The 18886-nt window shown below is 64.0% G+C and carries 17 protein-coding genes; 3 read left to right on the top strand and 14 right to left on the bottom strand.

Going from position 1 to position 18886, the window contains the following annotated elements:
* Positions 1-108: 108 nt before the first annotated feature.
* The 3 genes from lysS to DU505_RS11185 all read right to left on the bottom strand — a co-directional run bounded on the left by lysS (position 109) and on the right by DU505_RS11185 (position 4402).
* Positions 109-1659 carry a lysine--tRNA ligase gene (gene lysS / locus DU505_RS11195; RefSeq protein WP_114479073.1) on the bottom strand — a complete coding sequence of 517 codons (1551 nt, stop codon included), beginning with the start codon at positions 1657-1659 and terminating at the stop codon, positions 109-111.
* Positions 1660-1780: 121 nt separating this feature from the next.
* A protein-coding gene (prfB, locus tag DU505_RS11190) for a peptide chain release factor 2 (protein ID WP_114479203.1) occupies positions 1781-2879 on the bottom strand; the annotation gives its coding sequence in 2 pieces (ribosomal slippage) (positions 1781-2803 and positions 2805-2879; 1098 coding nt in all).
* Between the two features lie 185 nt (positions 2880-3064).
* Positions 3065-4402, bottom strand: a complete 1338-nt coding sequence (locus DU505_RS11185) for an OmpP1/FadL family transporter (protein WP_114479072.1) — start codon at positions 4400-4402, stop codon at positions 3065-3067.
* A 344-nt stretch (positions 4403-4746) separates the two neighbouring features.
* Between DU505_RS11185 and DU505_RS11175 the strand changes: the two genes are divergently transcribed.
* Complete coding sequence (locus DU505_RS11175) at positions 4747-5166, top strand: VOC family protein (RefSeq protein ID WP_114479070.1); 420 nt, start codon at positions 4747-4749, stop codon at positions 5164-5166.
* Here DU505_RS11175 and DU505_RS11170 read toward each other — a convergent pair.
* The 11 genes from DU505_RS11170 to ffh form a co-directional block, all read right to left on the bottom strand.
* Entirely contained in the window at positions 5163-5780 is a 618-nt protein-coding gene (locus tag DU505_RS11170) for a YitT family protein (protein WP_114479069.1), read from the bottom strand. The genes DU505_RS11175 and DU505_RS11170 overlap by 4 nt on opposite strands.
* 107 nt (positions 5781-5887) lie before the next feature.
* Positions 5888-7690, bottom strand: coding sequence for a single-stranded-DNA-specific exonuclease RecJ (locus DU505_RS11165; RefSeq protein ID WP_245947909.1), 1803 nt, complete (start codon positions 7688-7690; stop codon positions 5888-5890).
* 302 nt (positions 7691-7992) lie between these two features.
* Positions 7993-9381, bottom strand: a complete 1389-nt coding sequence (gene thrC, locus DU505_RS11160; RefSeq protein ID WP_114479067.1) for a threonine synthase — start codon at positions 9379-9381, stop codon at positions 7993-7995.
* A gap of 5 nt (positions 9382-9386) precedes the next feature.
* Complete coding sequence (locus DU505_RS11155; protein WP_114479066.1) at positions 9387-10703, bottom strand: homoserine dehydrogenase; 1317 nt, start codon at positions 10701-10703, stop codon at positions 9387-9389.
* A gap of 50 nt (positions 10704-10753) precedes the next feature.
* Positions 10754-11509: a DsbC family protein gene (locus DU505_RS11150; RefSeq protein ID WP_114479065.1), complete on the bottom strand. Its 756-nt coding sequence runs from the start codon at positions 11507-11509 to the stop codon at positions 10754-10756.
* 3 nt (positions 11510-11512) lie between these two features.
* The gene (gene xerD, locus DU505_RS11145; protein WP_114479064.1) at positions 11513-12415 is read right to left on the bottom strand and encodes a site-specific tyrosine recombinase XerD; all 903 of its coding nucleotides are present in this window, start codon (positions 12413-12415) and stop codon (positions 11513-11515) included.
* Positions 12416-12534: 119 nt separating this feature from the next.
* Complete coding sequence (gene rplS / locus DU505_RS11140; protein ID WP_114479063.1) at positions 12535-12891, bottom strand: 50S ribosomal protein L19; 357 nt, start codon at positions 12889-12891, stop codon at positions 12535-12537.
* Between the two features lie 160 nt (positions 12892-13051).
* On the bottom strand, positions 13052-13813 hold the full coding sequence (gene trmD, locus DU505_RS11135; RefSeq protein WP_114479062.1) for a tRNA (guanosine(37)-N1)-methyltransferase TrmD: 762 nt from the start codon (positions 13811-13813) through the stop codon (positions 13052-13054).
* Between the two features lie 41 nt (positions 13814-13854).
* Positions 13855-14412: a ribosome maturation factor RimM gene (rimM, locus tag DU505_RS11130; protein WP_114479202.1), complete on the bottom strand. Its 558-nt coding sequence runs from the start codon at positions 14410-14412 to the stop codon at positions 13855-13857.
* A 23-nt stretch (positions 14413-14435) separates the two neighbouring features.
* Entirely contained in the window at positions 14436-14684 is a 249-nt protein-coding gene (gene rpsP, locus DU505_RS11125) for a 30S ribosomal protein S16 (RefSeq protein WP_114479061.1), read from the bottom strand.
* Between the two features lie 257 nt (positions 14685-14941).
* A complete protein-coding gene (gene ffh / locus DU505_RS11120) occupies positions 14942-16360 on the bottom strand; it encodes a signal recognition particle protein (protein ID WP_114479060.1) in 1419 nt (472 codons plus the stop codon).
* Between the two features lie 318 nt (positions 16361-16678).
* Between ffh and DU505_RS11115 the strand changes: the two genes are divergently transcribed.
* Positions 16679-17479, top strand: a complete 801-nt coding sequence (locus DU505_RS11115; protein ID WP_114479059.1) for a cytochrome C assembly family protein — start codon at positions 16679-16681, stop codon at positions 17477-17479.
* Between the two features lie 74 nt (positions 17480-17553).
* Entirely contained in the window at positions 17554-18843 is a 1290-nt protein-coding gene (locus tag DU505_RS11110) for an HlyC/CorC family transporter (RefSeq protein WP_114479058.1), read from the top strand.
* Positions 18844-18886 lie beyond the last annotated feature (43 nt).

The following is an 18886-nucleotide window of genomic DNA, read 5'->3' as shown; positions in this document are numbered from 1 at the left end:
CCCCTCGTCCAGCCACCGCGTATCGGAAGGAGGCGAGCCAAGGCCAGGCTAGGCGCTCCGGTATTCCCCCGTCGCCTCAGCGATCGGGACGGCCGAAGCGCAGCCCCTTCACTCCACTTCAGGGCGCATGGCCGGAAACAGCAGCACATCCCGGATCGAGGCGCTGTCGGTGAACAGCATGACGAGCCGGTCGATGCCGATACCCTCGCCGGCAGTGGGCGGCATGCCGAACTCCAGCGCACGCACGTAGTCGGCGTCGTAGTACATTGCCTCCACGTCGCCGGCCTCCTTCTCGGCCACCTGCTCGCGGAAGCGCTCGGCCTGGTCCTCGGCGTCGTTGAGCTCCGAGAAGCCGTTGGCGATCTCGCGCCCGCCGACGAAGAACTCGAAGCGCTCGGTGACGAAGGGGTTGCTGTCCTTGCGCCGCGCCAGCGGGCTCACCTCGGTGGGGTATTCGGTAATGAAGGTCGGCTGCTTCAGGCGGTGCTCGACGGTCTTCTCGAAGATCTCGATCTGGATCTTGCCGAGCCCCCAGCCATCCTTGACGTCGATGTCCAGCCGCTCGGCGATCTGGCGCGCGGCGGACTCGTCGGCCAGCGCCTCGGCGTGGATGTCCGGGTTGTATTCGAGGATGGCGTCGAACACGGTGATACGCTTCAGCGGGCTGCCGAAATCGTACTCGAAGGTCTCGAGCACATCGCCCTCGCTGTTGCGTACGGTGTTGGCCACCGTGGTGGTGCCCAGCACCTGCCAGGCCACGCTGCGCAGCATCTCCTCGGTGAGGTCCATCAGGTCATTGTGGTTCGCATGGGCCTGATAGAACTCGATCATGGTGAACTCGGGGTTGTGCCGCGTGGAGAGCCCCTCGTTACGGAAGTTGCGATTGATCTCGAAGACCCGTTCGAAGCCCCCCACCACCAGGCGCTTGAGGTAGAGCTCCGGCGCGATGCGCAGGTACATGTCAATGTCCAGCGCATTGTGGTGGGTAATGAAGGGGCGTGCGGTGGCGCCGCCGGGAATCGGCTGCAGCATGGGGGTTTCCACTTCCATGAAACCGCGCTCCTCGAAGAAGCGGCGCATGGCGCTGATCACCCCGGCCCGGGTCTCGAACACCTTGCGCGAGTCGGGGTTCATGATCAGGTCGACGTAGCGCTGCCGGTAGCGCGCCTCCATGTCGGTCAGACCGTGGAACTTGTCGGGCAGCGGACGCAGGCTCTTGGTCAGCAGCCTGGCCTCTTCCATCATCACGTAGAGATCGCCCTTGCCGGACTTGTGCACCGGACCGCGGCCAGCCACGATATCGCCGATGTCCCAGCCCTTGATGTCCTCCAGCGTCTCTTCCGGCAGCCCCTTCTTGTCGACATAGAGCTGGATCTGCCCAGTGGCGTCCTGAATGACCAGGAAGGGGCCCCGCTTGCGCATGATGCGCCCGGCCACGGCGGCCTCGCGCCCCAGCGTCTCCAGTGCGTCCTTCTCCTTGTCGCCCAGCTCTGCGATCAGCTCGGCGGCCTGGCTGTCACGGCGAAAGTCGTTGGGAAAGGCACTCTCGCCACGGGCATCGGCCAGCTTGCGGCGATCGGCCAGCTTGGCGCGGCGCTCGGCGATCAGGCGGTTCTCGTCGTGCTGCGGGCTATCCGGTGAAGAGCTCTCGTTGGCCATATCACTACCTGTTGGCAATATCGTGTGCGGTATCAAAGGCGCACCTGTCGCCGCGCGAGCGAAGCCGAGACAAGGCGCCTCTCTAGCGGAGGGGCAACGTCGTATCGTCGAGTGAAGCGGGCTACAGGCCCTGTTTCAGGCTGGCGACGATGAACTGGTCCAGGTCGCCATCCAGCACCTTGTCACAGTTACTGGTCTGCACGCCGGTGCGCAGATCCTTGATCCGCTGGTCGTCGAGGACATAGGAGCGGATCTGGCTGCCCCAGCCGATATCGGCCTTGGAGTCCTCGGCTTCCTGCTTCGCGGCGTTGCGCTTCTGCATCTCGTGTTCCCACAGCCTCGCCTTGAGCTGCTTCATGGCGAAATCGCGGTTGGCGTGCTGGCTGCGCTGGCTCTGGCAGGCCACCACGATGCCCGTAGGCTCGTGGGTGATGCGTACGGCCGAGTCGGTGGTGTTGACGTGCTGGCCGCCCGCGCCACTGGAGCGATAGGTGTCGGTGCGCAGGTCCGCTGGATTGATCTCGACCTCGAAGCTGTCGTCCACTTCCGGCGACAGGAACACCGAAGCGAAGGAAGTATGGCGACGGCCGCCGGAGTCGAAGGGGCTCTTGCGCACCAGGCGGTGCACGCCGGTCTCGGTACGCAGCCAGCCGAAAGCGTAGTCGCCCTGCACATGCACGGTAGCCGACTTGATGCCCGCCACTTCGCCGGCGGAGACTTCGGTGATCTCGGCCTTGAAGCCATGATGCTCGGCCCAGCGCAGGTACATGCGCAGCAGCATGTTGGCCCAATCCTGGGCCTCGGTGCCGCCGGAGCCGGCCTGGATGTCGAGGTAGGCGTTGTTGGCGTCCATCTCGCCGGAGAACATGCGCCGGAACTCGAGCTTTTCGAGGCTGGCGTTGAGGCCATCCAGCTCCTTCTCAACCTCGGCGACGGTCTCCTCGTCCTCTTCCATCTCGGCCAGTTCGAGCAGGTCGCGGCTATCCGCCAGCCCCTGGTCGAGTTCGTCGATGGTCTGGACGATCTGCTCCAGCGAGGCACGCTCGCGGCCGAGCTTCTGGGCGTAGTCCGGGTCGTTCCAGACAGCGGGGTCTTCCAGCTCGCGGGTGACTTCCTCTAGCCGATCCTTGCGTTCGGCATAGTCAAAGATACCCCCTCAGGACGTCTGTCCGCTCGGACAGGTCCTTGATGAGGTTGTGAATCGGGTTGGTTTCCAGCATGGGCTCGCTCGCCTGAATCGCATGGGAAAAACGGCCGCCGGGGCGCAGGTATCGAACCAGAACCACGGCGGCGCGGAAAAGGCAGCTATTGTAGCGAATTCGCCAATGGCACGCATCCATCGCACGGCCACAATGCAAGCGACCCGGCCGGAGCCGGGTCGCGAGTCATGCGCCGCTGCTGCCGCTTAGAAGCGGTAGGTCAACTGAGCGCCGAAGCCATGGGCTTCGTTCTTGTAGTCGGCAGAGTAAGCCAACTCGGTTTCTGCCATAGTGCCAGCATGATCCGTTCGTGTTTGATCAACTTGCGTACTGCGCTCGGTCAGATAAGAGTAAGCCAGATCAACCGTCAGATTATCCATGGGTGTCCAGCCGGCACCGATCGAAAAGATACGGCGATCGTCCGAGGGAATCCGCGCACTGCGGAACTCGTCAGTGGTGGGCGTGAAGTCGAGGGTGACACCGGCACGCAGCGCCAGCTGCGGATTGAGCTGGTATTCACCGCCCACACCGTAAGCCCAGGCATTCGAATAATTCTGAGTTTCCCGAGTGATCGTGTCACCCGCATCATTCGTTACATGGATTTCATCGAAGCGGCTCCAGCGAACCCAGGAGGCACCCGCCATCAGCTTCAAGCGATCGCTCATATGCTGGGTCACGGAGAAGTTGACGGTTTCTGGCGTTACCAGGTTCAAGCGTGCGTTGTCCTCCAACGCCGCGCCTGTCAGGGGATTGGTAGCGACAGATCCATCGGGATTGGTTGCCCTGTAGCTGCCTGTAAGGGTGTAGTCGACTTTCGAGCGATACGTCAGGCCCAGCGTGGTTTCAGGAACCGGCTGGAAGATGACGCCCAGATTATACCCCCAGGCATCGTCGTCCCCCTCCACCCGTGAGTCCAGGTCCTGGTCAGGATCTGCCATACCCATACCAGGCTGTGGCACTTGGCGTTGGAGCTCACCCTCTACACGGTTATAGGTAATGCCAGCACCAATCGACCACTGGTCGTTGAAACGGTAGGAAACGGTAGGCTGAGCGCTCACCACCTTCAGCTCGGTATAGTTACCCAGGTTGCGGCCAACGAAGCCGTCTTCGTAGTCCGTCTTGGAACCGAACGGGGCGTAAACACCGAAACCAAAGGCAAGTTGCTCGTTGACCGGATGGGCATAGAAAGCAAAGGGGATCAGCGTGCCAGGGACCATGTCGCCATCCGACGACCCAGTCGTCTGCTGCTCAAGCCCGCCTGTAAGCAGGTTGGAGCGGGTCGCCTCAGCATTCCGAACCCGACTATTGACGTTCAGGTAGGTCCCGCCCGCGGTCAGTTGCGCCCGGTCGAGGAAGGACATGCCCGCCGGGTTGCCGAAGACGATGGTGGCATCGTTGACGTTGGAACTTCGACCGGCGTGGCCATAGCCCTGGCCGCTGACGCTCTGCTCGTTGATCTGGTAGCCACCGGCGCTAGCGTGGCTGGCGAAAGCAGCGGCGGCAACCGCCACGGCCCAGGTAAGCTTGTTGAACTTGTTCTGCATGTCTCGATGTCCTCTTCCAGATGCGAGCTGGAGCTGGTTATTTGTTCCGCCCTCACCGGAGCGGTGCCTTGCCCAACCAGTTTTCGCCAAACATTCGTTCGGATCAAGGCCAAACGTTCGTTTTAATACCAATTTAGCTCATACTTTAGACTAATGGATTGTCTAATGCCTGAACTTTCATGGCTCTACCCAATACAGGCAACCCTTCCAGGAAGTGCTGGCTGATACTCCAGATGCCCTTCCCTGCCAGCTCCAAGGCTAAGGATCCTCTCTGGCTCGCCACGGTGAATCCCAAGCAGCCGGGTGCTAGGCTGAAAGGAACACGGCAAGAGAGGAAGAGGAGCATGCCCCGACTCGACGGCGTCCTGGAAACCGCGCTCTACGTGGAGAACATGGACAGGGCACGCGCCTTCTTCGAAGGCGTGATGGGGCTCGAACCGTTCAACGCCGACCATCGCTTCACCGCCTACGATGCCGGCGCAGGCTCGGTACTGCTGCTGTTCGGCCAGGGCGAAACCCTGGAGACGGTGGTGCTACCGAAGAACATGGGCACCATACCGCCCCATGATGGCAAGGGCCGGCTCCATCTGGCCTTCGCCATCTCAGCAGAGGCGCTGCCCATGTGGGAGGCCCAGCTCGAGGACCATGGCGTGATCATCGAGGGCCGCACCCACTGGCCCCGCGGCGGCGAAAGCATTTACTTTCGCGACCCCGACGGGCATCTGATCGAGTTGGCGACGCCAGGCGTCTGGCCTAATTATTAGGAAACGCCCATATAGCGTCCTGGCTTATGGTTCAAGGCAATAATCAGGTTGAGCGCCACGGCCCCAAGCACCGAGAGCCCGACCCTGTCGGCCGGCAGTACCAGCAGCGCGCCCAGCATGATCACCCCGTCGATGCCGAGCTGCACATAGCCGGCGCGCAGGCCGTAGCGGGCCTGCAGATAGAGCGCCAGGATATTGATGCCCCCCAGGCTGGTGCGGTGTCGAAAGAGCACCAGCATGCCAATGCCGATCAGGCTTCCCCCCATCAGGGTGGCATAGAGCGGGTTGAGGCTCTCGATGGTGATCCATTTTCCAGTCAGCTCGGAGAACAGCGACACCAGGCCGATGGCGACGAAGGTACGCAGGGTGAACGACCAGCCCATGCGCTTCACGGCCAGGTAGTAGAACGGCAGGTTGATCAGGAAGAACCACACGCCGAAGCGCCAGCCCGTCGCGTACTGCAGCAGAAAAGCCATTCCGGCGGTGCTGCCGGTGAGCAACAGCGCCTGGGTATAGAAGGCCACTCCCAGCGCCACGAACAGCGTGCCCACCAGCATCGCCATGACATCCTCGTAGGGACGATGTGGGTCGGTCGATAGATCTTGTGGATCCATGCAGCATTCCTTGTGTGACGTCGAGCTCCGCAAGCCCGCGCGGTGGCCAGCGATGGGAAAAGGAGTTTACCGGATGGATCGGGCAAGCCAGTTGATCCAGCTCGTCTTCAGGCGCTGTCGAACGTCTCGGCATGTTCGACCATCAGCTGCAGCGACTCCCGCCCCTTCCAGCGGTTGCGGCTGAGCCGATAGGCGCAGCGCAGTCGATCTCCCAGGCCGAAGGCCGGCAGCTCGCCGGGGGTCAGGGCGCGAAACCAGATCGCCCGCAGGCTCACGGCTCCCGCCGAGAGCGTCATCATCAGGTGGCTGCCGTCGGCTCCCACTGGCCTGAGCGCCTCCACCAGGAAATCGCCTTCGAACAGGGGGGCGTCGAATTCTCGTCCGTAGGGTCCCAGCTTCTCCAGCTCGTCCAGCGTCGACAGGCCGAACTGGGCCGGTAGCAGCTCGCCGTCGGTGAGCACCTGTGGAAAGAGCTCAATCCCGCCCAGCTGTTCAGCTACCGCCTTCAGGAAAGCCGTGCAGAAAGCATCGAACTGACCGACCGGCACGCCGACCCCTGCTGCGCCACGATGCCCGCCGAAACGAGGGAGCGCCTCGGGGGCCAGCTCGAAGGTCCGCTGCAGGGCGTCACGAAGATGCAACGCTTCGATGGAGCGTCCCGAGCCGGTGAGCATGCCGGGCGACGCCGCCGGAGTCATCACCAGGGCGGGCCGGCCATAGGCCTGAACCAGCCGCGAGGCGACGATGCCCTGCACCCCGGCATGGCCGTCCTCGAGAAACACCACGATGGCCGGCTGATTCGCGTCAAGCTGGGGTGCCGCCAGCAGACGCGCCTGTTCGGTCATGTCGGCCTCGATGGCCTTGCGGGACTGATTGTCTTGATCCAGCACCTCGAGGTGACGATGAGCCACCCCATCATCCACCGCGAGCATATAGTGCAGGGCCGCATAGGGATCATCGAGGCGCGAGCGGGCGTTGATTCGTGGCCCCATCTGGAAGGCCAGGGTCTCGGCGGTGAAGGGCATGCTATCTGCCCCCAGCCGGGCCGCCATGGCGCGCCAGCAGGCCGCCTCCATGCGATTGATCAGCGTCAGCCCATGGCTGACCACCGCGCGATTGGCCGGGCTCGCCCCCAGGGAGACGCAATCCGCCACGGTGCCCAGCGCCACGTAGGAGAGCCAGGCGGAGAGCTTGGGCGTGGCCTTGGGTATCGCACCCCACTCGATCAGCACCTGCCGCGCCAGGGACATGACCAGCCAGGCCACCATGCAGCCGGCGATGGTGGCATCGGGATAGTCGCAGTCGTCCCGCGTCGGATTCACGACGGCATGGGCCGACGCCGGCGGCCCCTCCACCGGCAGGGCGTGATGGTCGCTGACCACCACGTCGATGCCGGCCGCCTTGAGCCGGGCGATGCGCGGCTCGTCGGAGCTGCCACAGTCGGCGGTGATCACCAGCCTTGGCCGCGGTTTCAGCGACAGCGTACGCTCCACCAGCGGCAGGCTGATGCCGTAGCCATCAAAGATGCGGTGACCTATCAGGCTGTGCAGACGCGCCTCGGGCACGCCGAACAGCTCGACCAGGGTGCGCCGGATCACCACGTGGGAGGTGATGCCGTCGACGTCGTAGTCGGTGAGGATACCGATATGTTCACCGTCTACCACGGCCTGGGCGATACGTTCGGCGGCACGGCGACCGTCGGCGAGGCGCTCCGGGTGCTCGAGATAGCGCAGGCTGGGCTGGGTCAGGGGCGCCAGTTCTCCGTCGTAACCGGCCAGGCGACCGGCCAGCACGCGGGCCTGCAGCTCGGTCAGGCCTTCGGCCTGGGCGCGGGCATACAGCGCCTGGTTGCGCGGCCGCGGCAGCAGCCGTGGCCTGAGTCGGGCATGCAGGTCGGGGGGCGCAGTCACGTCCAAGCGTGGCTCCTGTATATCGCAGCAAGGGGACTTCGAGCGCATACCGCATCAGACCGAATCGCGGCATGGCTCAGGGCTGGCATCCATGGCGAGGGACGCCGGGGACAGGTCCCGGAGTGCCGTACCACCGAAGAGGCGCTGCAGTACCGCTCGGGGCCTGCCGGCGACAGGTCTCCGAGGAGGCGCTGTAAACCCATCCCTGGGCGCTACATTTGTCATCCCTGACAAATGACCTCCTCTTCGACCTGTCCCCTTCGCCCCTCGCTAGCTTGATGGCATTACTGCCACGCTCTTAACTAGCGGCGGTTTTCCACCACGAACTTCTGCACCTCTGCCAGCTCCGCCGGCAGCACCGTGTAGCGCTCCTCCCGCTCCAGCAGGTCGTCCATATGCGGCGGCAGCGGCACCCCGGGGAAGCCGGCCTTGACCACCGCCTCGGCGAACTTGGCCGGATGGGCCGTGGCCAGGGTGATCATCGGCGTCTGGGCATCGGCCCGTGCCCGCTCGGCGGCGCGGTAGCCGGTCGCCGTATGCGGATCGAGAATCTCCTTGGTACGGTGATGCGCCTCGCGGATCACCTCGAGGATGGTGGTGTCATCGACGCTGTGGCTGGCAAAGAGCTTGCGCAGCCTGGCCAGCGGCGCCTCGGCCAACGCCGTGGGCTCGGACTGGAAGCGCTCGAGCAGGCCGCGCACCGCATCGCCGTCACGCTCGTAGGCCTCGAACAGCAGCCGCTCGAAGTTGGACGACACCACGATATCCATCGATGGCGCCAGGGTCGCCTTGAGCTCCTGCTTGGAGAAGTCGTTGGCGGCCAGCGTGCGATGCAGGATGTCGTTGGCGTTGGTGGCTATGATGAACTGCTTGACCGGCAGGCCCATGCGATAGGCCATGTAACCGGCAAAGACATTACCGAAGTTGGCCGACGGCACGCAGAAGCTCACCTGGCGATGCGGCGCGCCCAGTGCCACGCCGGCGGCCACGTAGTAGACGATCTGGGCCATGATGCGCGCCCAGTTGATCGAATTCACCGCCACCAGGCGGGTGCCGTTGAGGAAGCCTTGGTCGGCGAAGCTCGCCTTCACCATGGCCTGGGCATCGTCGAAGTTGCCCTCGATGGCGATGTTGAAGACGTTGTCGGCCAGCACCGAGGTCATCTGGCGACGCTGCACCTCCGAGACCCGGTTGTGCGGATGCAGGATGAAGATGTCGAGGTTGTCGCAGTGACGACAGCCCTCGATCGCCGCCGAACCGGTGTCACCGGAGGTAGCGCCCATTATCACCGCACGCTCGCCGCGCTTGGCCAGGAAATGGTCGAGCAGCCGGCCGAGCAGCTGCAGGGCGACATCCTTGAAGGCCAGGGTGGGCCCATGGAACAGCTCGAGCAGGAAATGGTTGGCATCGAGCTGGTTGAGCGGCACCACGGCATCATGACTGAAGGTGGCGTAGGCATCGCGCACGATGCCACGGAACGTTTCATCGTCGATCTCGCCGTTGACGAACGGCTTCATGACGCGAAAGGCGATCTCGGCGTAGGAGAGCCCGGCCATCGCCTCGAGCGCTTCGGGAGAGAGCTGTGGCACGGTTTCCGGTACGTAGAGGCCACCGTCACCGGCCATGCCGGTGAGCACGACCTCTTCGAAGGAGAGCGCGGGCGCCTGCCCGCGAGTACTGATGTAGCGCATGGCGGTTATTCCTGCTCGTCCAGCGATTCCACACGGATCCGCGTCACCGGCCCGGCGATGTCGGCCATGGATTCGATATGACGGATCGCCTCGTTCATGTTCTTCTCGCGGGTGCGATGGGTCAGCAAAATGATCGGTACCAGCTCCCCTTCGGTGGCTTCCTTCTGTACCAGGGCCTCGATGGAGATGCCCTGCTCGGCAAGGATGGTCGCCACCCGTGCCAGCACGCCGGGGCGGTCGACCGCCAGCAGGCGCAGGTAATAGGCGGTGACGATATCCTCCATGGGCAGGATCGGCATGCTGCCGTCGTCGTCTCCGATGCCGATGAAGGCCAGGTAGGGCACCCGATAGTGGTGGTCGGTGGCGATGTCGCGAGCCACGTCGAGCAGATCGGCAACCACCGCTGATGCGGTGGGCTCGGCCCCGGCGCCGGCACCATAGTAGAGAGTCGGTCCCACGGCATCGCCCATGATGGCGATGGCGTTCTTGACCCCATGCACGTTGGCCAGCAGCCGCTCCTTGGGGATCAGCGTCGGATGCACGCGTAACTCGAGGCCGGCATCGGTCCGCTTGCAGATACCCAGGTGCTTGATGGTGTAGCCAAGATTGTCGGCCTGCTCCACGTCGTCGAAGGTGACCCGGGAGATGCCTTCGGTGTAGGCCTTCTCGAACTGCAGCGGCACCCCGTAGGCGATGGAGGCGAGGATGGTCAGCTTGTGGGCGGCGTCGATACCCTCCACATCGAAGGTCGGGTCCGCCTCGGCATAGCCCAGCGCCTGGGCCTCGGCCAGTACGTCCTCGAAGGCGCGCCCTTCGCTGCGCATGTGCGTCAGGATGTAGTTGCCGGTGCCGTTGATGATGCCGGCCACCCATTCGATACGGTTGGCACCCAGGCCCTCGCGCAGGGACTTGATCACCGGAACGCCACCCGCCACGGCGCCCTCGAAGGCGACGATGACGCCTTGCTCGTGGGCGGCCTGGAAGATCTCGTTGCCATGCACGGCGATCAACGCCTTGTTGGCGGTGACCACATGCTTGCCGTTGGCGATGGCGGCGAGCACCAGCTCCCGGGCCAGCTCATAACCTCCAACCAATTCGACCACGACATCGATGTCGGGGTTACGGGCCACCTCGAAGACATCCGTGGTGGTCTTGATACCGGTGAGGTCACACTCCGGGTTCAGGCTGCGATGCGCCACCTGTTCGATGACGATCGGGCGGCCCGCACGCCGCGCGATTTCGTCGGCATTGCGCGTCAACACGTTGAATGTGCCGCCGCCTACGGTACCCAGACCACAGATTCCCACTCTCACCGGTTTCAATGTCGCGCTCCCCTGTTGTGTATCAATGTCACTGAATGATTCAGTGCCTGTCAGCCGTCGAGGCCAAGCATCTCGGCAAGGCGTTCGGCGGGCACATAGCCCGGCACCATGCGACCGTCGGGCAGCACGATGGCCGGCGTGCCCTGCACCCCGACTTCCATGCCCAGATGATACTGTGCCTCGACCGGATTGTCGCAGTCGACGGCTCCCGACAGGGCTTCCTGGCGCTTGGCCGACGACATCGCCTCGCTGCGATTGTCCGCACACCATATCTGCTGCAGCTGGCGCGCGCCCTCTCCGTTCATGCCGGTGCGCGGAAAGGCCAGGTAGTGCACCTCGATGCCCATCGCATTGAGGTCGGGCACTTCTTCATGAAACTGGCGGCAGTAGGGGCAGGTGGTATCGGTGAAGACCACGATCTCCGCCCGACTCTCGGACGTGCCGCGGAAGATGACCCTCTCCGCATCGACCACGTCGGCCAGGCGCGCCGCCCGCTCGTCGTTACGGGACTGCTCGGTCAGGTTGACCAGGCCCTGCCCGCTGTTCTCGTAAAGGTCGCCGACCAGGAAGTACTGCCCTTCCACATCGCTGTAGAAGGCTTCACCGGTCTCCAGGCGAACCTGATAGATCCCCTCAATGGGCGTGTCGCGAATACTGGCTACGGGCATGGGCTGGCCACCAACCTGCAGACGTTCGGCCAACCGGTCGACTTCGCTCGCCAGCACGCTGGCAGACAGGGTCAGGGCGATCAGCGGTAAAAACAGGGCAAGCAGGGTACTGGCGATGCGGCGGGATGGAGCAATCATGAGTCAGCCTCGAGGATGATGGTCGGCGTGCAGGGCTTCGAGTCGAGCCTGCGCGACATGGGTATAGATCTGAGTGGTCGACAGGTCACTGTGACCGAGCAGCAGCTGTACGACACGCAGATTGGCCCCATGATTCAATAGATGCGTCGCAAAGGCGTGTCGCAGCGTATGGGGCGACAGCGGACGCGCGATTCCCGCGGTTCTGGCATGGGCCTTGATGCGATGCCAGAATGCCTGGCGGGTCAGGCAGCCGCCTCCCCTGCCGGGGAACAACGCCGGCCGCGTCACATCGTCCATCAGCGCGCCGCGGGCCGTGCGAAGATAACGTGACAGCCAGTGTACGGCTTCTTCCCCCAGCGGGACCAGCCGGTCCTTGTCCCCTTTTCCACGCACACGCACCACGCCCTGTCGCAGATTGACTGCCTCCACGGTCAACCCCACCAGCTCCGAGACCCGCAGCCCGCAGCCGTAGAGCACCTCGAGCATGGCCCGGTCGCGCAGCCCCAGGTCCGTGGAGAGATCGGGGGCTGCCAGTAGGCGCTCTACCTCCGCCTCTTCCAGGGTATCCGGCAGATTCGGTCGCACCCGAGGCAGGCGCACCTCAGCCAGCGGATCGCGCTCGGTGCGCGACTCGGCCAGCGCCCAGCGATAGAAGCTTCGCAGGCTGGACAGCAGCCGCGCGTTGCTGCGCAGACGATAGCCGGCCGCCCGGCGCTCGTCGAGCCAGGCGGGCAGCGTGCCATCGCCGGGAGTGAGCAGTGAACTCCCCGTTGCATCCAGGCGCACGACCCAAGCCTCCAGGTCATGACGGTACGCCGTCAGCGTGTGGTCGCTCGCCCCACGCTCCAGCCACAGCGCATCGAGAAAGGTGTCGATCAGGACGCGGGATTCATCGTCGTGCGGCATGCAGGATCTCCCCGACGGTGCCGTTACCTGGCCCCATTGCAACGAAACCCCGCCCCGCGCAAGCGGAGACGGGGTTTCGCAGGTGGCGCACCCGTGGGTGCGCCGTCAGCCGGCTAGACTCAGCCCAGCTTTTCCTTGATGCGGGCAGACTTGCCGCTGCGCTCACGGAGATAGTAGAGCTTGGCCTGACGCACGTCGCCGCGACGCTTGACGCTGATGGAGTCGACCAGCGGGCTGTAGGTCTGGAAGGTACGCTCGACGCCGACACCGTGAGAGATCTTGCGCACGGTGAAGGCGGAGTTCAGGCCGCGATTACGCTTGCCGATCACCACGCCTTCGAAGGCCTGAAGACGCTCACGGCTGCCTTCCTTGACCTTGACCTGAACGACGATGGTGTCGCCCGGGGCGAAGTCCGGCACCTGCTTGCTCATCTGCTCGGTCTCAAGCGCCTGGATCACCTTGTTCTTGCTACTCATGACATGACTCCTCGATAACATGGCTTCGCCGTCTGGATGACGAAGCGTGATCCCGGCGCTCGAGCCTGACTCGAGAGCGCGGGAGATAATGGGTGACGCAGGTCCACCGCTTGTGAGAACCGATGTCCTGCACCTCCGCTCCGCCAACCTGGTAGACAGGCTACCTGTTGGACAGCGCGTATTCTTCGATGAACTCCTCGAGCAGCGCCTGCTGCTCTGGATTCAACGTCCTGCCCTCAAGCAGATCGGGCCGCCTCAGCCAGGTCCGCCCCAGCGACTGCTTGAGCCGCCAGCGCCGGATCTCGCCGTGATGCCCGCTGAGCAGGACATCCGGCACCCGCCGCCCGTCAATCACTTCAGGGCGTGTGTAGTGCGGGCAGTCCAGCAACCCCTCGTTGAAGGAGTCCTCCACCGCGGAGTCCTGATGCCCCAGCACGCCGGGAACCAGTCTTGCCGCAGCGTCGATCAGCACCATGGCTGGCAGCTCGCCGCCGCTGAGCACATAGTCGCCGACCGACCACTCTTCATCGATGTCGCTCTCGACCACGCGTTCATCGATGCCTTCGTAGCGCCCGGCCACCACCACCAAGGGTGGGCCCGAGGCCAGTTCGTGTGCACCCTGCTGATCCAACCGGCGCCCCTGGGGCGACAGATAGATCACCCGAGGACGCTGTCCGGTCGCCTCGACGGCCCGGTCGCGGGCGGCATGGATGGCCGCACGCAGCGTGTCGACCTTCATCAGCATCCCGGGGCCACCACCGTAGGGACGATCATCCACGGTGCGATGACGGTCGGTAGCATGGTCGCGCGGGTTATAGAATTCCAGCGCCACACGCCCCTGGCTGACCGCCCGGCCCGTTACGCCATGCCGGGTGATGGCATCGAACATCTCGGGAAAGAGCGACACCACACCAACCCACATCGTCGAAACCATCGTCGTACCCTGGGGGAGCGTCTCGGCCGTCAAAATGCCGGATCCCAGTCCACGGTCATGACCGCGGCCGCCAGGTCCACCCCGACGATCACCTCGTCGGGCAAGTAGGGAAGCAGACGTTCCCGGTCATCGATGGCCGGCGGGTCTCCTTCCGGGTCGCCCTTGACCACCAGCACGTCGTTGGCCCCGGTCTCGAACAGGTAGCGGACACGGCCCAGCACATCACCGTCGCGGGTCACTACCAGCAACCCTTCCAGCTGATGCCAGTAATAGTCGCCGCGGGGCAGGCGAGGCAGCGCCGACTTGGGCAGCAGGATCTCGGCACCGGCCATGCGTTCTGCGTCCTCACGGCCATCGACACCTTCCAGCAGCGCGACCAGACCCTTGCCGTGCCGGCGCCCCTGCAACAAGCGATGACGGGTCAGGGCCGTGCCCTGCCGCAGCACCCACTCGGGGTACTCCAGGATGCCGTCCATCGGGCTCGTATGTGAGTAGACCTTGAGCCACCCCTTGACGCCATAGGGACTGGTCAGCTTGCCCAGCACCACATGGTCGTCCAACTCGATGCGTTCGGCTTGCTCACTCATGACGTCACCGGAAAGCAACAGGCTCAGGCCTGCTTACGGGCTTCCTTGACCAGCTCGGCCACGCGCTCGGACAGCTGTGCACCCTGGCTCTGCCAGTGAGTGACGCGGTCCAGGTCGACGCGAAGACGCTCTTCACCGCCACGGGCGATGGGATTGAAGAAACCCAGACGCTCGATGAAGCGGCCATCGCGAGCGTTGCGCGAATCGGTCACGGTCAGGTGATAGAAGGGACGCTTCTTGGCGCCACCACGTGCCAGACGAATGGTAACCATGGCGTTAACTGTCCTTCAGTTGAGGTTACGTTTAATACCGATGCGTGCCGACGCCGGCTAACGGCCGGAGGTGTCGACATCCTGCTCGGAAAGTGGGCCATGAGCCCACCTCCGCGTCATTCGGTCACTGTTGCTTATCAAGCGTGCAGCCGGACAGATGCCCGGTCCTGCCATGAAGACGCAGCATTCTACGGAAATCAGCCCGTCTTGGAAAGCCCGACCGACAATCCTTTTGCCATCCAGCGGCCAGCACCGCCTCAACGGCGAGGAAATCCGCCCGGGCCGCCCATGCCGCCGGGGCCACCCATGCCACCCGGGCCGCCGGGACCACCACCGCCCATCATGCCCGACATCCCGCGCATCATCTTCTGCATGCCGCCCTTCTTGCCCGCCTTCTTCATCATCTTCTGCATCTGCTTGTGCTGCTTGAGCAGACGGTTGAGGTCGGGCACCTGCAGGCCTGCACCGGCGGCGATACGCCGCTTGCGCGAGCCGTTGATGATCTCGGGACGCTGCCGCTCCTTGGGCGTCATGGAGTTGATCAGGGCCTCGAGCTTGCCCAGCTCCTTCTCCGGCCCGGGGCCCTGAGCCATCTCGGCCATCTGGCCCATGCCGGGGAGCTTGCCGAGCAGCCCCCCCATGCCGCCCATCTTCTTGAGCTGCTGGAGCTGGTCACGGAAGTCTTCGAGGTCGAAGCCATCCCCCTTCTTGACCTTCTTGGCCAGGCGCTCGGCCTTGTCCTTGTCGACGGTGCGCTCGGCTTCCTCGATCAGGGAGAGCACGTCGCCCATGCCGAGGATGCGCGAGGCCACCCGGTCCGGGTGGAAGGGCTCGAGGGCATCGACCTTCTCGCCCACACCCATGAACTTGATCGGCTTGCCGGTGATGTGACGTACCGACAGCGCCGCACCGCCGCGGGCATCGCCGTCGGCCTTGGTCAAGATCACCCCGGTCAGCGGCAGCGCCTCATGGAATGCCTTCGCCGTATTGGCGGCATCCTGGCCGGTCATGGCGTCGACCACGAACAGGGTTTCCTGCGGCTGGCAGGTCCGGTGCAACTCGGCGATCTCGGCCATCATCGCCTCGTCGATGGCCAGCCGGCCGGCGGTATCGACGATCACCACGTCATGGAACTGGATCTTGGCGTGGCGAAGCGCCGCCTCGGCAATGTCCACCGGCTTCTGGTCGGAGCGGGACGGGAAGAAGTCGACACCCACCTCGGAGGCGAGCGTCTCGAGCTGGTCGATGGCCGCCGGACGATAGACGTCGGCGGAGACCACCAGCACTTTCTTCTTCTCGCGCTCGCGCAGATAGCGCGCCAGCTTGGCCACCGAGGTGGTCTTGCCCGCGCCCTGTAGACCGGCCATCAGGACGACGGCAGGCGAACCCTTGAGCGACAGCCCCTCGTTGGCCTCGCCCATGGTCGCTTCCAGCTCCTGCTGGACGATCTTGACGAACTGCTGGCCCGGCGAGAGGCTCTTCGACACCTCCTGCCCCACGGCACGCTCGCGCACGCGCTCGATGAAGTCCTTGACCACCGGCAGGGCAACGTCGGCCTCGAGCAGGGCGCGGCGCACCTCGCGCAGGGTATCCTTGATGTTGTCTTCGGTCAGGCGCGCCTGACCCTTGATGGACTTGAGCGTCTGCGACAGCCGCTCACTGAGATTCTGGAACATGGGCCACTCCGGCTACGATACTGGCAGGTATATTGGCAAGGTTGGCAACCCTCCCGGCCGTCGCTGTGAATACCGTCGTGCGACGATCGGTCACGCTCGCCAGGCATCCCGCATTGCCCGTAATACTGTAAAACAGTTGTTGAAAATTGCGGTTGAGAGTTCTTGACGGCGAATTATACGCCTTGTGGCCCCCAGTCTCCATGGAGCCGGCTACCATGGCTGTGCGACGCTGCACGGATTGGGTATAGTGGCATCGGCAAACTCCTTTTCCACCTTCGAGATGCATTGACGCCGGCGACGGCGCACGGATGACAACTGATGCAGGCGCTTCCTCTGGCTATCATGGCCTTCATCCTCTATCTGGGTGCTGCTTCCTGGCAGGGACTCACTCTGCTGCGACGTGTTCCGCAGCGCCCCGCCATGGTCCGCGCCCTCGGTCTGCTGGGCCTGCTCTTTCACCTGCCCGTCGCACTCAAGCTGATCGACCAGAGTCCGGGCCTGATGCCTGGGCTTTCGACCAGCGCGGTATTCCTGACAGCGATCATGGTGGTCCTGCTGCTGGCCGTGAGCATGGCCAAGCCGGTGCTCAACGTGGCGGTGGGCCTCTTCCCCCTGTCCGGCCTGGCCCTGCTGCTGGCAGTCGGACTGCCCAGCCCCGAACGCACCGGGGGCATGACGCCGGGCATCGCCCTGCATGCGATCAGCTCGGCGCTGGCCTTCGCCGTGATGGCCATTGCCGCCTTCCAGGCGGTGCTGCTCGGCCTGCAGAACCAGGCGCTGCGACACCACCACACGCGTGGCGTGGTACAGGTACTACCGCCGCTGACCACCATGGAGCGGGTGCTCTTCGAACTGATCTGGTCAGGCATGATCCTGCTGACCCTGGCCATCGTCAGCGGCTTCATCTTCGTCGAGAGCATGTTTTCCCAGCACCTGGCGCACAAGACCATTCTCGCCCTGGCGGCCTGGGTGATCTTTGCCATCTTGCTGATCAGTCATCATGTCCTGGGTTGGCGCGGCATGCGGGCCGTGCGCTGGACGCTGGGTGGCTACTCGGTGCTGCTGCTGGCCTATTTCGGTAGCAAATTCGTGCTGGAGGTCATTTTAAACCGCACCTGAATCATAGGTCGCCTTGACACTGCCCGGCCGAATCCCTACAAACGTGGCTGACACGTCAGCGAGGACCCTTCGACTTGAGCGACGACTTCCCTTTGGGATTGCTGTTCGGCCTGCTTTTCCTACTCGTCTGTCTTTCTGCCTTCTTCTCCAGCTCCGAGACCGGCATGATGTCGATCAACCGCTACCGGCTGAACCACCAGGCCGGCAGCGGGGACCGCCGTGCAAAGCGGGTCTTGCGGCTGCTGGCCAGGCCGGATCGACTCATCGGCGTGATCCTGATCGGCAACAACCTGGTCAACAACCTGGCCGCCGCCATCTCTACGGTGCTTGCCATTCACTTCTTCGGCGATGTTACCGGCCCCGCCATTGCCCCCCTGGTCCTCACCATCGTGATCCTGATCTTTGCCGAGGTCAGCCCCAAGACCTATGCCGCCATCAAACCCGAACGCATCGCCTATCCCACCTCGCTGATACTGGAACCGCTGCTAAAGATCCTCTATCCGCTGGTCTGGCTGGTCAACGTCATCTCCAACAACCTGCTCAAGCTGCTGGGGGTCAAGAGCATCGAGGGTGGCGGCGAGAGCCTGACCCGCGACGAGCTTCGCACCGTGGTACACGAGGCGGGCACCCTGATCCCCCACCGCCACCAGGCCATGCTGCTGTCGATTCTCGATCTGGAAAACGTCACGGTAAACGACATCATGGTGCCGCGCCACGAGGTGATGGGCATTGATCTGGACGACGAGCTTCCCGCGATCCTGGCCCAGATACGCACCAGCCAGCACACGCGCCTGCCCATCTACAAGGGCGACATCAACAACATCATCGGCATGCTGCACCTGCGCAACGCCGCGCGCTTCCTGTCCCGGGACGAGGTGACCAAGGCGTCTATCGTTCAGGAGGCGCGGGAGCCCTACTTCATTCCCGAGTCGACTCCGCTGCATACCCAGCTGCTCAACTTCCAGAAGCAGAAGCGACGGATCGGTATCGTCGTGGACGAATATGGCGATGTGGAAGGACTGGTGACGCTGGAGGACATCCTCGAGGAGATCGTCGGCGAATTCACCACCGACGTGGCGGGCCAGGACCAGGATATCCATCGACAGGACGATGGCAGCCATGTCATTGATGGTACGGCCAACATCCGCGACATCAACCGGCTGCTCGGCTGGAAGCTGCCCACTGACGGACCCAAGACCTTGAACGGCCTGATCCTCGAGCACCTGGAATCCTTTCCCGACGGCCCCGCCTGCCTGCAGATCGGCATCATTCGCATGGAGATACTCGACGTGCAGGACAACCTGATCACCGCGGCACGCTGCTGGCCACAACCCTCTCGCACTGGCCGTCGCCGTCAGGAATGACCAGCGTCTCCGGGGCGCTCACTGACGTAGCCCTTGGTGACGG

The sequence above is a fragment of the Billgrantia montanilacus genome (genome assembly GCF_003336675.1).
GTDB lineage: Bacteria > Pseudomonadota > Gammaproteobacteria > Pseudomonadales > Halomonadaceae > Halomonas > Halomonas montanilacus.
The sequence above is the reverse complement of the archived record's forward strand: the minus strand, read 5'-3'. Positions and strand labels throughout refer to the sequence as shown.

Bases quoted from the DNA above. Each gene is read 5' to 3' on its own strand.
- lysS (WP_114479073.1), bottom strand. From the start codon at position 1,659: ATGGCCAACGAGAGCTCTTCACCGGATAGCCCGCAGCACGACGAGAAC.
- DU505_RS11185 (WP_114479072.1), bottom strand. From the start codon at position 4,402: ATGCAGAACAAGTTCAACAAGCTTACCTGGGCCGTGGCGGTTGCCGCC.
- DU505_RS11175 (WP_114479070.1), top strand. From the start codon at position 4,747: ATGCCCCGACTCGACGGCGTCCTGGAAACCGCGCTCTACGTGGAGAAC.
- DU505_RS11170 (WP_114479069.1), bottom strand. From the start codon at position 5,780: ATGGATCCACAAGATCTATCGACCGACCCACATCGTCCCTACGAGGAT.
- thrC (WP_114479067.1), bottom strand. From the start codon at position 9,381: ATGCGCTACATCAGTACTCGCGGGCAGGCGCCCGCGCTCTCCTTCGAA.
- DU505_RS11150 (WP_114479065.1), bottom strand. From the start codon at position 11,509: ATGATTGCTCCATCCCGCCGCATCGCCAGTACCCTGCTTGCCCTGTTT.
- xerD (WP_114479064.1), bottom strand. From the start codon at position 12,415: ATGCCGCACGACGATGAATCCCGCGTCCTGATCGACACCTTTCTCGAT.
- rplS (WP_114479063.1), bottom strand. From the start codon at position 12,891: ATGAGTAGCAAGAACAAGGTGATCCAGGCGCTTGAGACCGAGCAGATG.
- trmD (WP_114479062.1), bottom strand. From the start codon at position 13,813: ATGTGGGTTGGTGTGGTGTCGCTCTTTCCCGAGATGTTCGATGCCATC.
- rimM (WP_114479202.1), bottom strand. From the start codon at position 14,412: ATGAGTGAGCAAGCCGAACGCATCGAGTTGGACGACCATGTGGTGCTG.
- rpsP (WP_114479061.1), bottom strand. From the start codon at position 14,684: ATGGTTACCATTCGTCTGGCACGTGGTGGCGCCAAGAAGCGTCCCTTC.
- ffh (WP_114479060.1), bottom strand. From the start codon at position 16,360: ATGTTCCAGAATCTCAGTGAGCGGCTGTCGCAGACGCTCAAGTCCATC.
- DU505_RS11115 (WP_114479059.1), top strand. From the start codon at position 16,679: ATGCAGGCGCTTCCTCTGGCTATCATGGCCTTCATCCTCTATCTGGGT.